General features: G+C 61.7%; 13 protein-coding genes. 8 read left to right on the top strand and 5 right to left on the bottom strand.

Going from position 1 to position 12,637, the window contains the following annotated elements; translation table 11 throughout:
• Window positions 1-252 precede the first annotated feature (252 nt).
• Together IDM28_RS02295 and IDM28_RS02290 are read right to left on the bottom strand one after the other, a co-directional pair.
• Window positions 253-1,746 (bottom strand): CoA-acylating methylmalonate-semialdehyde dehydrogenase, encoded by a 1,494-nt coding sequence (locus IDM28_RS02295; protein WP_101316178.1) that lies wholly within the window; start codon window positions 1,744-1,746, stop codon window positions 253-255.
• 69 nt (window positions 1,747-1,815) lie between these two features.
• Window positions 1,816-3,162: an aspartate aminotransferase family protein gene (locus tag IDM28_RS02290; protein ID WP_103435945.1), complete on the bottom strand. Its 1,347-nt coding sequence runs from the start codon at window positions 3,160-3,162 to the stop codon at window positions 1,816-1,818.
• Window positions 3,163-3,281: 119 nt separating this feature from the next.
• On the opposite strand from IDM28_RS02290, the gene IDM28_RS02285 reads away from it, so the two are divergent.
• From IDM28_RS02285 to IDM28_RS02260, 6 genes are all read left to right on the top strand, one after another.
• Entirely contained in the window at window positions 3,282-4,199 is a 918-nt protein-coding gene (locus tag IDM28_RS02285; RefSeq protein ID WP_101316174.1) for a LysR family transcriptional regulator, read from the top strand.
• A 72-nt stretch (window positions 4,200-4,271) separates the two neighbouring features.
• A complete protein-coding gene (locus IDM28_RS02280; RefSeq protein ID WP_101316172.1) occupies window positions 4,272-4,934 on the top strand; it encodes a TetR/AcrR family transcriptional regulator in 663 nt (220 codons plus the stop codon).
• 9 nt (window positions 4,935-4,943) lie between these two features.
• Window positions 4,944-5,525, top strand: coding sequence for an IMPACT family protein (locus tag IDM28_RS02275; RefSeq protein ID WP_150571472.1), 582 nt, complete (start codon window positions 4,944-4,946; stop codon window positions 5,523-5,525).
• Between the two features lie 424 nt (window positions 5,526-5,949).
• Complete coding sequence (locus tag IDM28_RS02270) at window positions 5,950-6,636, top strand: SDR family oxidoreductase (protein ID WP_103435941.1); 687 nt, start codon at window positions 5,950-5,952, stop codon at window positions 6,634-6,636.
• 120 nt (window positions 6,637-6,756) lie between these two features.
• On the top strand, window positions 6,757-8,112 hold the full coding sequence (locus IDM28_RS02265) for an 8-oxoguanine deaminase (protein ID WP_188035275.1): 1,356 nt from the start codon (window positions 6,757-6,759) through the stop codon (window positions 8,110-8,112).
• Between the two features lie 80 nt (window positions 8,113-8,192).
• Window positions 8,193-9,140 (top strand): adenosine deaminase, encoded by a 948-nt coding sequence (locus IDM28_RS02260; RefSeq protein ID WP_103435940.1) that lies wholly within the window; start codon window positions 8,193-8,195, stop codon window positions 9,138-9,140.
• A gap of 21 nt (window positions 9,141-9,161) precedes the next feature.
• On the opposite strand, the gene IDM28_RS02255 is transcribed toward IDM28_RS02260, so the two are convergent.
• Window positions 9,162-9,878, bottom strand: coding sequence for an ArsR/SmtB family transcription factor (locus IDM28_RS02255; RefSeq protein ID WP_188035274.1), 717 nt, complete (start codon window positions 9,876-9,878; stop codon window positions 9,162-9,164).
• Window positions 9,879-10,399: 521 nt separating this feature from the next.
• Between IDM28_RS02255 and IDM28_RS23770 the strand changes: the two genes are divergently transcribed.
• Window positions 10,400-10,597, top strand: coding sequence for a hypothetical protein (locus tag IDM28_RS23770; protein ID WP_101316160.1), 198 nt, complete (start codon window positions 10,400-10,402; stop codon window positions 10,595-10,597).
• Here the strand turns inward: IDM28_RS23770 and IDM28_RS02250 are convergent.
• Together IDM28_RS02250 and IDM28_RS02245 are read right to left on the bottom strand one after the other, a co-directional pair.
• On the bottom strand, window positions 10,548-11,729 hold the full coding sequence (locus tag IDM28_RS02250; protein ID WP_188035273.1) for a multidrug effflux MFS transporter: 1,182 nt from the start codon (window positions 11,727-11,729) through the stop codon (window positions 10,548-10,550). The two genes, IDM28_RS23770 and IDM28_RS02250, sit on opposite strands and share 50 nt — an antisense overlap.
• Before the next feature lie 151 nt (window positions 11,730-11,880).
• Window positions 11,881-12,078 carry a heavy-metal-associated domain-containing protein gene (locus IDM28_RS02245; protein ID WP_150573641.1) on the bottom strand — a complete coding sequence of 66 codons (198 nt, stop codon included), beginning with the start codon at window positions 12,076-12,078 and terminating at the stop codon, window positions 11,881-11,883.
• Between the two features lie 145 nt (window positions 12,079-12,223).
• On the opposite strand from IDM28_RS02245, the gene IDM28_RS02240 reads away from it, so the two are divergent.
• Window positions 12,224-12,610 carry a hypothetical protein gene (locus IDM28_RS02240; RefSeq protein WP_188035272.1) on the top strand — a complete coding sequence of 129 codons (387 nt, stop codon included), beginning with the start codon at window positions 12,224-12,226 and terminating at the stop codon, window positions 12,608-12,610.
• The last annotated feature ends 27 nt before the right edge of the window (window positions 12,611-12,637 follow it).

Here is a 12,637-nt window from a genome sequence, read left to right as displayed (position 1 = left end):
ACTGCCTTTTTCACCGCTGGCGATCTTTCGATCGAAGCCCTTGCAGCATCTCTGAAACTTCTAACTCATTGAATCTCAAGGAGTTTTCCGTTCCAACTACGCTGGAAGTGGGGCGCATTATAAGCGCTTACAGAAACCCGTCAACCGTTATTTCATAATTGCATAACATTAAGCAAAAGCGGCCCTTCGGGCTCACAAAGCACAAACAAAACGGGGAGGCCCAAAGGCCTCCCCGCTCATACCCTGCCCCAGTTACAAGCTAGGGAAGGCAAACTGCGATGCTTCATGGCTCTTGCGCTGCGGCCAGCGCTGAGTAATGGCTTTACGACGGGTATAGAAGCGCACGCCGTCGGGGCCATAGGCATGCAGGTCGCCAAACAGCGAACGCTTCCAGCCGCCGAAGCTGTGATATGCAACAGGTACCGGCAGCGGCACGTTGACACCGACCATGCCCACTTCGATCTCGTCGCAGAACAGCCGAGCCGCTTCGCCGTCACGGGTAAAGATGCAGGTACCGTTGCCATACTCGTGATCGTTGATCAACTGCATGGCCTGCTCCAGGCTGTCGACGCGCACCACACACAGCACCGGGCCGAAGATCTCTTCTTTATAGATGCGCATTTCTGGCGAGACGTTGTCGAACAGCGTGCCGCCGACAAAGTAGCCATCCTCGCAGCCTGCAACACGCAGGTCACGACCATCGACCACCAGCTTGGCACCCGAGGCAACGCCGTCATCTATATAGCCAAGTACCTTGTCGCGCGCCGCAGCAGTTACCAGCGGCCCCATGTCCAGACCACAGGAAGTGCCAGCGCCGATCTTCAGCGCGCGGATCTGCGGTTCAAGCTTGGCGATCAGCGCATCGGCTGCCTGGTCACCCACGCATACTGCGACGGAAATGGCCATGCAGCGCTCGCCGCAAGAACCATACGCCGCACCCATCAGCGCGCTGACCGCGTTATCCAGGTCGGCATCCGGCATCACCACCGCGTGGTTCTTGGCGCCGCCCAGAGCCTGTACACGTTTGCCGCGCTTGGTGCCTTCGGCATAGATGTATTCGGCAATTGGCGTCGAGCCAACAAAACTCAGGGCTTTCACCTCTGGCGCTTCGATCAGCGCATCGACCGCTTCCTTGTCACCATGCACCACGTTGAGGATGCCCTTGGGCAGGCCAGCTTCGAGCAGCAGCTGGGCGATATACAGCGTCGAGCTTGGATCACGCTCGGAAGGCTTGAGGATGAACGCGTTGCCACAGGCGATCGCCAGCGGGTACATCCACAGCGGGACCATGGCCGGGAAGTTGAACGGAGTGATACCGGCAACCACGCCCAATGGCTGGAAGTCCGACCAGGCATCGATGTTCGGGCCGACGTTGCGGCTGTACTCGCCTTTGAGCACTTCCGGGGCGGCACAAGCGAACTCGACGTTCTCGATACCACGCTTGAGTTCGCCGGCAGCGTCTTCCAAGGTCTTGCCATGCTCTTCGCTGATCATCTGCGAGATCTTCGCTTCGTTCTGCTCAAGCAACTGCTTGAAGCGGAACATCACTTGGGCGCGCTTGGCCGGCGGGGTGTTGCGCCAGGCCGGGAAGGCCGCCTTGGCCGAATCGATCGCCTCTTGCACGGTGGCACGGCTGGCCAGTTCGACCTTGCGTACGGCCTGACCGGTAGACGGGTTGAAGACATCGGCGGTGCGTTCGCCCTTGGAAACCAGTTCGCCGTTGATCAGGTGCTGAACAATGCTCATGCATAACTCCAGAAACAGGAAGGAAGGATCAGGCGCGCCGGTGCACGCCTGCCGTCAAAATCAGACAGATCAATCGATCTGGTTGAGCGTCTCGCCCACCGCGTCGAACAGGCGGTCGAGCTCCTGCGGCTGGGTGTTGAAGGTCGGGCCGAACTGCAGGGTGTCGCCGCCGTAGCGCACGTAGAAGCCTTTTTGCCACAGCTTCATCGCCACTTCGTAAGGACGCACGATGGCATCGCCGTCACGTGCCGCGATCTGGATCGCGCCGGCCAGGCCGTAGTTACGGATGTCGACGATATTCTTGGTGCCTTTGACGCCATGCAGCAGGTTCTCGAAGTGCGGCGCCAGCTCGGCGGCTGACTGCACCAGGTTCTCTTTCTGCAGCAGGTCCAGCGCCGCGATGCCGGCAGCGCACGCCACCGGGTGCGCCGAGTAGGTGTAGCCGTGAGGGAATTCCACAGCGTACTCAGGCGTCGGCTGATTCATGAAGGTGTGGTAGATCTCGCTGCTGGCAACCACTGCGCCGAGAGGGATGGCGCCGTTGGTGACCTGCTTGGCGATGCACATCAAGTCCGGGGTGACGCCGAACGCTTCGGCACCGGTCATGGCGCCCATGCGGCCGAAACCGGTGATCACTTCGTCGAAGATCAGCAGAATATTGTGCTGGGTGCAGATTTCACGCAGGCGCTTGAGGTAACCCTTCGGCGGCGGCAATACACCCGCCGAGCCAGCCAGCGGCTCGACGATCACCGCAGCGATATTGGAGGCATCGTGCAGCTCGATCAACTTGAGCATCTCGTCGGCCAGGGCGATCCCGCCCTCTTCCGGCAAGCCCTTGGTGAAGGCGTTGACCGGCAGCACGGTGTGCGGCAAGTGGTCGACATCGAGCAGCTGGCCGAACATCTTGCGGTTGCCGTTGACGCCGCCCAGGCTGGTACCGGCGATGTTCACCCCATGATAGCCACGGGCGCGACCGATCATCTTGGTCTTGGTCGCCTGGCCTTTCAGGCGCCAGTAGGCACGTACCATTTTCAGCGCGGTATCGGCGCACTCGGAACCGGAGTTGGTGAAGAACACGTGATTCAGATCACCCGGAGTCAACTGGGTAATCTTTTCAGCCAGCTGGAACGACAGCGGATGGCCGTACTGGAATGCCGGCGAATAGTCGAGCACGCCAACCTGGCGCGCGACCGCTTCGCTGATTTCCTTGCGGGTATGCCCGGCACCGCAAGTCCACAGCCCAGACAGGGCATCGAAGATGCGCCGGCCCTTGTCGTCGACCAGATAGTTGCCATCGGCGGCAACGATCAGGCGCGGATCGCGCTGGAAATTACGGTTGGCGGTGTACGGCATCCAGTGCGCGTCCAGCTTGAGCTGGCTGGCGATACCGGAAGGCGCGGTTTCGGGCATGTTCATCGGGCGGTTCCTCGGCAAACGAATAGGCAACGATGGATGTTGTTGCAGCTAAATTGGCACGGCGATAAAGTCTGGAAAAGCCTACTTTTCAAATCTTCAGTTAGCAGTGGACTAAACTAATGAGCCGACGCCCCGATCCACTTGCGCAAGTCAGCGACTTCGACATCCGCCTGCTCAAGATTTACCGCAGTGTGGTCGAGTGCGGCGGTTTTTCGGCAGCGGAGAACGTGTTGGGCATCGGCCGTTCGGCGATCAGCCAGCAAATGAGCGACCTTGAGCAGCGCCTCGGCCTGCGCCTGTGCCAACGCGGCCGCGCCGGTTTTTCGCTGACCGAAGAAGGCCGCGACGTGTACCACTCGGCGCTGCAACTGCTGAGCGCCATCGAGACCTTTCGCACCGAGGTCAACGGCTTGCACCAACACCTGCGCGGCGAGCTTAATATCGGCCTGACCGATAACCTGGTGACACTGCCGCACATGCGCATCACCCATGCCCTGGCCGAGCTCAAGGACCGCGGCCCGGACGTGCACATCCAGATCCGCATGATCGCCCCCAGTCAGGTCGAGCAAGGCGTGCTCGATGGCAGCCTGCATGTTGGCGTGGTGCCGCAGGCCAGCCCGCTGTCGGGCCTGGAGTACCAGCCGCTGTACAGCGAGCGGTCGCTGCTCTACTGCGCCGTTGGCCACCCGCTGTTCTATGCCGACGACCACAAGATCGACGACGAGCGGCTCAACAGCCAGGATGCGATCGCGCCGACCTTCCGCCTGCCCGGTGAAATCCAGGCGCACTATCAGGCGCTGCACTGCACGGCGAGCGCGTCCGACCGCGAGGGCATGGCGTTCTTGATCCTGACCGGGCGTTACATCGGCTACCTGCCCGATCATTACGCCAGCACCTGGGTGCAACAAGGCCGCCTGCGGGCCCTGAAACCTGCGCAGCGCCATTACGACCTGAGCCTGAACTGGGTGACACGCAAAGGCCGGCGGCCAAACCTGGTACTGGAAAGCTTCCTTGAAAGCCTTGCTGCCACACGCTAAAGGCTTGTCACTTCGGCACAGGCAGGTAATCTGTCGGACAATCCCGTTGCCTCAGCCCGTTCGGAACCGTCCATGACCCTAGAAGTCCCAGCGCATCGCCTCTCCGCCTCGGGCAAGCCCGCCGGCCGCATTCGCCAAAAGAACGAGCAGGCGATCATCCAGGCCGCCGAAGACGAGTTTGCCCGCCACGGTTTCAAGGGCACCAGCATGAATACCATCGCCCTCAAGGCCGGCTTGCCCAAGGCCAACCTGCACTACTACTTCACCAACAAGCTCGGCCTGTATATCGCCGTGCTGAGCAACATCATCGAGCTGTGGGACAGCACCTTCAACGCCCTGAGCGTTGATGATGACCCAGGCCAGGCGCTGAGCCAGTACCTGCGCACCAAGATGGAGTTCTCGCGGCGCAACCCGCAGGCCTCACGGATCTTCGCCATGGAAGTGATCAGCGGTGGTCAGTGTCTGACCGAATACTTCAGCGCCGATTACCGTGAGTGGTTCCGCGGCCGTGCCGCTGTGTTCCAGGCCTGGATCGACGCCGGCAAGATGGACCCGGTCGATCCGGTGCACTTGATCTTCCTGCTCTGGGGCAGCACCCAGCACTACGCCGACTTTTCCACTCAGATCTGCCAGGTTACCGGCCGCAGCCGCCTGACCAAGCAGGACATGGAAGACGCCAGCAACAATCTTATCCACATCATTCTCAAAGGTTGCGGCATCCAACTGCCCGCCTGACCCGGACTTATGCCATCTACCCTGCTCGACCTCTGCGAGTTTCGCGAAGAGATCCGCAAGAGCCGCTTCATCACCCTCGCCGGCCCGATCAGCAGCCCTGCCGAAGCGCAGAGTTTCATCGAGCGCCACAGCGACCTCGCCGCCACCCACAACTGCTGGGCCTGGAAAATCGGCGGGCAATACCGCAGCAATGACGACGGCGAACCCGGCGGCACCGCCGGCCGGCCGATCCTCGCCGCGATCGAGGCGCAGGACTGCGATCAGGTGGTGGTACTGGTGATCCGCTGGTACGGCGGTATCCAGTTAGGCACCGGCGGCCTCGCCCGGGCCTATGGCGGCGGCGCCAACAAATGCCTGCAACAGGCGCCCAAGCGTCTGTTGGTGCAGCGCAGCGAATACACCTGCAGCTGCAGTTTCAGCGAATTGGCCTTGGTCAAACTGCGTCTGGCTGACGTTGACGGGCTGGTTCTGGATGAACAGTTCACTGCCAATGGTGTAGATCTGCGGCTGGCTATCGGGCCCAGCCATCTGCCGGCACTGCAGCAGCAACTTGCCGACCTGAGCCGCGGCAGAATTGTCCTCAGCGCGTAAATCATGGATAAAACCGCTGAAACATTACTCACAACTACTGTGCGCCTGCCTGTGGATAAGCTTGGGGCAGTCCGACCCAGGCCACGAATTACAAGGCGCGCAGAGCATTGATCATATTTTGATCACAGTTTCGTGACAGCGCTGAAAAGCTCCGCATTACAGTAAGTTATCCCCAGCCTGCAATGACAATTCGGCCGCCGGCAGGCAAAACCTGGCCCGCCCGCTTGCGCACAAATACTGTGGAGCAGCCTGTGGATAAACCGTTAGCCACTGGCTCCGGCCCTGACGGCGCAAGGCCCGTAGCCTGCTGATCATTTTTTGCACAACCGTGCATCGGCTGCCACACGCTGGCAAACTGCAGCGACTACGCTGGCAGCTCTGGTGATGGCTGCCCGGCATGCGCTACCTCTGAAGGAGTACAGAAATGACCGCAACCAAGACCGCCCTGATCATTGGCGCCTCACGAGGCCTGGGCCTTGGCCTGGTGCAGCGCCTGCACGAAGATGGCTGGAAGGTAATCGCCACCGTTCGCGACAAGGCCAACCCGGGCGACCTGGGCAGCATCGTCGGCGTGCACATCGAAACCCTCGAGATCAACAACACCGCTCAACTCGACAGCCTCAAGCAGCGCCTGCACGGCGAGACGCTGGATCTGCTGTTCGTCAACGCTGGCGTCATGGGGCCGCTGCCGCAGGATCTGGAAGCGGTCAGCGAAGAGCAGATCGGCGCCTTGTTCATGACCAATGCCGTGGCGCCGATCCGCATCGCCCGCCGCCTGGCCGGGCAACTGCGCGAAGGCAGCGGCGTGCTGGCTTTCATGAGTTCGGTACTGGGCAGCGTGAGCATCCCTGATGGCGGCGAGATTCCGTTGTACAAGGCCAGCAAGGCCGCCTTGAACTCGATGATCAACAGCTACGTCGGCGAACTGCAGCGCCCCGACCTCGCCGTGCTGGCCATGCACCCGGGCTGGGTGAAAACTGCAATGGGCGGAGAAAACGCTGAAATCGACGTGTTCACCAGTACCAGCGGCATGCTCAAGCAGATCAAGGCGCACAGCGGCAATGGCGGCCTGCGCTTCATCAATTACAAGGGCGAACCATTGGTCTGGTGAATTGAAAGCTGCAGGGCGAGGCAGTAGACTCGACGCCTCGCCCCCGCGGCGAACCTGGATCAGCAGACAGGGCAAAACTGAGCTGGCTTACCTGAACCCACTTTCAGAGGAGCCGGCACCATGCCTGCGACCCGTACCTGGTTGAAATCCCCCCTTGCCATCTTCACCGCCAACGACAGCGACGCGCGCGGCGGGCTGGTTATCGAAGACGGCAAAATCGTGCAACTGCTGGCCATGGGCGAAAGCCCTAGCATCCCCTGCTCACAGGTGTTCGACGCCCGTGAGCACGTGATCCTGCCTGGTCTGATCAACACCCATCATCACTTCTATCAAACCCTGACCCGCGCCTGGGCGCCGGTGGTCAATCAGCCGCTGTTCCCCTGGCTGAAGACTTTATATCCGGTCTGGGCACGCCTGACTCCGGCCAAGCTCGAGCTGGCCAGTAAAGTGGCCTTGGCCGAGCTGTTGCTGTCGGGCTGCACCACCGCCGCCGACCACCACTACCTGTTCCCGCAGGGCCTGGACAACGCCATTGATGTACAGGTCGAAGCAGTCCGCGGGCTGGGCATGCGCGCCATGCTGACCCGCGGCTCGATGAGCCTGGGCGAAGACGACGGCGGCCTGCCGCCGCAGCAGACCGTGCAACAGGGCGAGGTGATCCTGGCCGACAGCCAGCGACTTATCCACAGCTACCACGAGCGTGGCGAAGGCGCGCAGATCCAGATCGCCCTGGCGCCCTGCTCACCCTTCTCGGTAACCCCGGAAATCATGCGCGCCAGTGCCGAATTGGCCGCAGAGCTGGACGTGCGCCTGCACACCCACCTGGCCGAAACCCTCGATGAAGAGGAGTTCTGTCTGCAGCGCTTTGGCCTGCGTACAGTGGATTACCTGGACAGCGTCGGCTGGCTGGGCCCGCGCACCTGGCTGGCCCACGGCATCCACTTCAACCCCGACGAAATCGCCCGCCTCGGCGCTGCCGGTACCGGCATCTGCCATTGCCCAAGCTCGAACATGCGTCTTGCTTCGGGGATTGCACCCACGGTGGATCTGGAAGCTGCCGGCGCCACGGTTGGCCTCGGCGTCGATGGCTCGGCCTCCAACGATGCCTCGAACATGATCCTCGAAGCGCGTCAGGCGCTGTATCTGCAACGGCTGCGCTATGGCGCCGAACAGATCACCCCGGAACGCGCCCTGGGCTGGGCCACCCGTGGCTCGGCGCACTTGCTGGGGCGCAGCGATATTGGCCAGCTGGCGGTTGGCAAACAGGCTGACCTGGCCCTGTTCAAGCTCGACGAGCTGCGCTTCTCGGGCAGCCATGACCCGCTGTCGGCACTGCTGCTGTGCGGCGCCGACCGTGCCGACCGGGTCATGATCGGCGGCAAATGGCGCGTGATTGACGGCCAGATCGAAGGCCTTGACGTCAAAGGCCTGATCGCCGACCACCGCCAGGCCGCAGCGCAGCTGATCGCCGGTTGATATGCGCAGGCCAGGCCGGGCGCATTGCCCGGCCTGGCCCTGTAGAATGGCGACAACCGTTCCTGATCGAGATCACACACATGTACGACTGGCTGAACGCCTTGCCCAAGGCGGAACTGCACATGCACCTGGAAGGCTCGCTCGAGCCCGAGCTGCTGTTCGCCCTGGCCGAACGCAACAAGATTGCCCTGCCCTGGGCGGATGTAGAAACCCTGCGCGGCGCCTATGCCTTCAACAACCTGCAGGAGTTTCTCGACCTCTATTACCAGGGCGCCGATGTCCTGCGTACCGAGCAGGACTTCTACGACCTGACCTGGGCCTACCTGCAACGCTGCAAGGCGCAGAACGTTATTCACACCGAACCGTTCTTCGACCCGCAGACCCACACTGACCGGGGCATCCCCTTCGAAGTGGTCATGGCCGGCCTGAGCAAAGCACTGAAGGATGGCCGTGAGCAACTGGGCATCAGCAGCGGGCTGATCCTCAGCTTCCTGCGCCACCTCAGCGAAGAAGAAGCGCAAAAAACCCTCGACCAGGCGCTGCCGTTCCGCGATGCGTTCATTGCCGTCGGTCTGGACAGCTCGGAGAAAGGCCATCCGCCGAGCAAGTTCCAGCGCGTATTCGAGCGCGCCCGCAGCGAAGGCTTTGACGCAGTAGCCCACGCCGGCGAAGAAGGCCCGCCCGAGTACATATGGGAAGCCCTCGACCTGCTCAAGATCAAGCGCATCGACCACGGCGTACGCGCCATCGAAGATGAGCGGCTGATGCAGCGCATCATTGATGAGCAGATCCCGCTGACGGTGTGCCCGCTATCCAATACCAAACTCTGCGTATTCGAACACATGGGCCAGCACAACATCCTCGAGATGCTTGAGCGTGGCGTCAAAGTCACGGTCAACTCCGACGACCCGGCCTACTTCGGCGGTTATGTCACCGAGAACTTCCACGCGCTACACACCCATTTGGGCATGACCGAGGATCAAGCTCGGCGCCTGGCGCAGAACAGCCTGGACGCTCGCCTGGCCTGACCGGCAACGGTTGCCGGCAGCTCAACCCACCAGCAAGGACGGCTCTGCGCGAGCGATACGATTGATCTGCTGGATACCCAGCGGTGATATCTGCAGCCCGCGCGCACCGTCCTGTTCCTGCAGCCAGCCCGACTGCAGGAACAACGTCAGCAAGGCCTGCCCCAGGCTTCCGCCCAGATGCGGCCCCTGATCGCTCCACTCATTGCAGTGACAGATCACACAGTTGCTCAGTGGCCGCTGTGCCAAGGCCTCGATGTACACGCCGACATTGGCCAACTGCGTGCGACCTGTAAAACTCACCCGCAGCTCACCGTCGTACCCCTCCAGCCAGCCGGCAGTGACCATTCGTTGCAGCAATTCAGCCGCCAGCTCACCGCCCATATGCCCATTGCACAGGCGCGCACGGCGCATCGACAGTGGCACCTGCAGCGGTTTGACCTGGGTTACCCGCGGGCGCAAATCATTCAGATGCAGGCTGGCCAACGCCTCGACCGCCGCCCCCACAGCAGGCGTCGCCAGACGGAAATAGCGTTTGCGGCCACGGGCTTCCAGCCGCAGCAAGCCTGCCGAGGAGAGCAGGGACAAATGCGCACACGCTGAAGACGAACTCACGCCGGTCATCACCGCCAGCTCGTCGGCGGGGCGGGGCGTGCCATCGATCAACGCCCACAACATGGCGCTGCGCTTGGGGTCGGCCATCAGGCTGGCGATCTGGCTGATACTGCTGACTGCTTTCATAAGGTAACTCCCTGCTGAATCATGTCTGGGTCCATTGGCCAAACACGCCAGCGCGCTGACCTGCTTACGGTCTTGGCATAGCATTCCCTGGCAGGGAAGTCCCTCTCGCTGGCGCTGGCTGCTGGGGCCAGTATAAGCCGGGCAAAGTCCCGCGATAGCGCTTCCCGGTTCCTCTACAGACCGGACAAAGCGGTGGGTGGGGCGACCCTCGACGCATTCACCAGCAGGGCAGACCTGGCCGGCCAGAACCACCCAGCAGGCGCAAGCCTGTCTAGCCAAAGCCACAAGCGCCCTTAACGCGAGCTGAAAAGAGAAATATCCTCAGACGCTGCCGACAGCGCCTTTCCGCAAATATGGCAAACAAAAGCGAAGGATCCACTGTGGTTGCGCCTCAGCACAACTAGACAGGGCTTGTGGGAAAGGTCCACAGGCGACCGTCAGTCCGAAGCGACTCAAGGATTGGTGGCACTTGGGGGCAGCAGCGCTAGACTGAATCGGCACCTGTTCTGTGGAGGTATGCGATGAAGATCGTCGTCAGTACATCTGAACGTCACCCCAACTGCCCCTGGCAGGTTCGGCTCGACCAGCACGTGGTGAGCTTTCGCAGTGAGCGTGAAGCGCGGGCCTTTGTCGCAACATTGCAGAAGCGCCTGCAGGCCCCTCACTCGTTCAGCCTTGACGCCTGGCCTGCAAGCGCCGAGTCAGCGTCGCGACACTGACCACCAGAGCCCCGCACAGGCTGATCACCATGGCCATTGGTACCGCACTGCCATCATGCAGCAAGCTGACCAGCGCCGCCGAGCCAGCGGCAACGCTGAACTGCAGGCAGCCCATTAATGCCGACGCGCTGCCTGCGCGGTTGCCCTGACCGCTCATGGCCAACGCCGAGGCGTTGGGGATGATGCAGCCCAGGCTGGCGATGCACACGAACAACGGCAACAACAGGGGCCACAATTGCGTCGGCCGCAACGCCGCCACGCCGAGCAGGGTCAGCGCCGCCGCCAGGTACAACCACACTGCTCGCCCCAGCAATACTGCCGGGCCGCGCTTGGCCAACAACCGTGCATTGACCTGTGCAATCAGAATGAAACCCGCTGCGTTGGCACCGAACAGCCAACCATAATGCTCGGTCGGTACCCCATATAGCTTGATGAACACGAACGGCGAGCCTGCGATGTAGGCAAACATGCCGGCAATGGCGGTGCCGCCGGTCAACGCGTGGCCGATAAACACTCGGTCAGCAAACAGCCGCAGGTATTGGCGAAACGCCCCTGACAGCGGCTGGCGCGGCATATCCGCCGGCATGCTCTCGGGCAAGCCGAAGCTGATCGCCAGCAGGCAGCCTGCGCTGAACAGGCTCAAGGCCAGGAAGATCGACTGCCAGCCAGCCAGGTTGACCAATACGCCGCCAAGCATTGGCGCAAGAATCGGCGCCAGGCCCATCACCAGCATCAATTGCGAGAAGACCTTGGCCGAGGCAACCGGGTCGCACTTGTCGCTGACAATCGCCCGTGACAGCACCATCCCCGCGCAGCCACCCAAGGCCTGGACGAAGCGCGCGACAATCAACGTATCCAGATTGGGCGCATAAGCGCAGGCCAGTGAGGCCAGGGTGAACAAGGTCACTCCGAACAGCAGCGGGATGCGCCGACCAAAGCGATCGGCTACCGGGCCGTAGGCCAACTGGCCCAGCGACAGGCCAAGGAAGTACGCGGCCAGGGTAGTCTGGATGTGTTTCTCGTCGGTCAGAAAGGCCTGAGCCATGGCCGGGAATGCTGGCAGGTAAAAGTCGATCGCCAGCGGCCCGAACGCACTCAAGGCGCCGAGAATCAGCACGTAACGCAGGTTCATCAGGAATCCATTAGCAGGCTAAGCAAGCTGCCAAGTCTAACTGCAAAGGCGGATTCTGGCGAAAACCTTTGTGACAATTCCCTGCCCAGAAGCGGCACCGATGACATTCAGCAGCATGGTCGATCACCGGCACCGCTACTCTCCAGCGTCGTCAGGCCGATTGCGCCTCGTAGCCTTCCTCACGAATGGCGGCAAGAATCTGTTCGCTGGCCAACTGGCTGTCGACGGTCACTTGCTTGGCAGCCAGATCCACCTCTACCTTGGCCGCAGCATCCTGCCCCTGTACCGCCGCAGTCACTGCTTTTACACAGTGGCCACAGGTCATGCCTTGTACATTGAAAACTTGCATTGGTCAGTCTCCTTCGTGGGTTTGCCACAGTTTCAAGCTTGCCATCGGGTCAAGGTCAAGTTATGCCGTCCTCGGCCGGACTGGCAATCCGCGCCTGGCTCAGCCAAGCTGCGCCTTTGACAGTTTATGAAGCAGGAGATTGTTCATGATCAGGCCAGCACTGAGCCTTGTCGGCTTGCTCGCCGCTTTGACCGTGGTGCCTGCGGCCAGCGCCGCTGGCAACTCGGACTACAGCGTGCTGATTATTTCGCGCGAGCGGCTTGAGGTGGCGACCACCTGCGAGATCGGCGTGTACCTCAATGACCAACTGTCCGGTCGCCTGTTCCAGGAACAATCGACCTCGTTCAACCTGCCGCCCGGCCCGGTGGATATCCGCTTGCGCCTGTTGCCGGGGCAAGCCCCCGGTTGCAACCCTGGCCTGGAGAACCAGCACACTCAGCGCCTGACCCTGCAGGCCGGACAGATCAACAAGTATCGCATCGCCATGGACCACAGCGGCCTGCACCTGACCCGAGCCAGCCTGGACTATTGACCTTGCCCCTGTGGCAGGGTTGATGCT

It is taken from the genome of Pseudomonas sp. EZ-C24, from assembly GCF_014525325.1.
Lineage (GTDB): Bacteria > Pseudomonadota > Gammaproteobacteria > Pseudomonadales > Pseudomonadaceae > Aquipseudomonas > Aquipseudomonas shirazensis.
The sequence above is the reverse complement of the archived record's forward strand: the minus strand, read 5'-3'. Positions and strand labels throughout refer to the sequence as shown.

Bases quoted from the DNA above. Each gene is read 5' to 3' on its own strand.
- IDM28_RS02250 (WP_188035273.1), bottom strand. From the start codon at position 11,729: ATGAACCTGCGTTACGTGCTGATTCTCGGCGCCTTGAGTGCGTTCGGG.
- IDM28_RS02275 (WP_150571472.1), top strand. From the start codon at position 4,944: ATGCCATCTACCCTGCTCGACCTCTGCGAGTTTCGCGAAGAGATCCGC.
- IDM28_RS23770 (WP_101316160.1), top strand. From the start codon at position 10,400: ATGAAGATCGTCGTCAGTACATCTGAACGTCACCCCAACTGCCCCTGG.
- IDM28_RS02255 (WP_188035274.1), bottom strand. From the start codon at position 9,878: ATGAAAGCAGTCAGCAGTATCAGCCAGATCGCCAGCCTGATGGCCGAC.
- IDM28_RS02265 (WP_188035275.1), top strand. From the start codon at position 6,757: ATGCCTGCGACCCGTACCTGGTTGAAATCCCCCCTTGCCATCTTCACC.
- IDM28_RS02280 (WP_101316172.1), top strand. From the start codon at position 4,272: ATGACCCTAGAAGTCCCAGCGCATCGCCTCTCCGCCTCGGGCAAGCCC.
- IDM28_RS02270 (WP_103435941.1), top strand. From the start codon at position 5,950: ATGACCGCAACCAAGACCGCCCTGATCATTGGCGCCTCACGAGGCCTG.
- IDM28_RS02245 (WP_150573641.1), bottom strand. From the start codon at position 12,078: ATGCAAGTTTTCAATGTACAAGGCATGACCTGTGGCCACTGTGTAAAA.
- IDM28_RS02295 (WP_101316178.1), bottom strand. From the start codon at position 1,746: ATGAGCATTGTTCAGCACCTGATCAACGGCGAACTGGTTTCCAAGGGC.
- IDM28_RS02285 (WP_101316174.1), top strand. From the start codon at position 3,282: ATGAGCCGACGCCCCGATCCACTTGCGCAAGTCAGCGACTTCGACATC.
- IDM28_RS02260 (WP_103435940.1), top strand. From the start codon at position 8,193: ATGTACGACTGGCTGAACGCCTTGCCCAAGGCGGAACTGCACATGCAC.
- IDM28_RS02290 (WP_103435945.1), bottom strand. From the start codon at position 3,162: ATGAACATGCCCGAAACCGCGCCTTCCGGTATCGCCAGCCAGCTCAAG.
- IDM28_RS02240 (WP_188035272.1), top strand. From the start codon at position 12,224: ATGATCAGGCCAGCACTGAGCCTTGTCGGCTTGCTCGCCGCTTTGACC.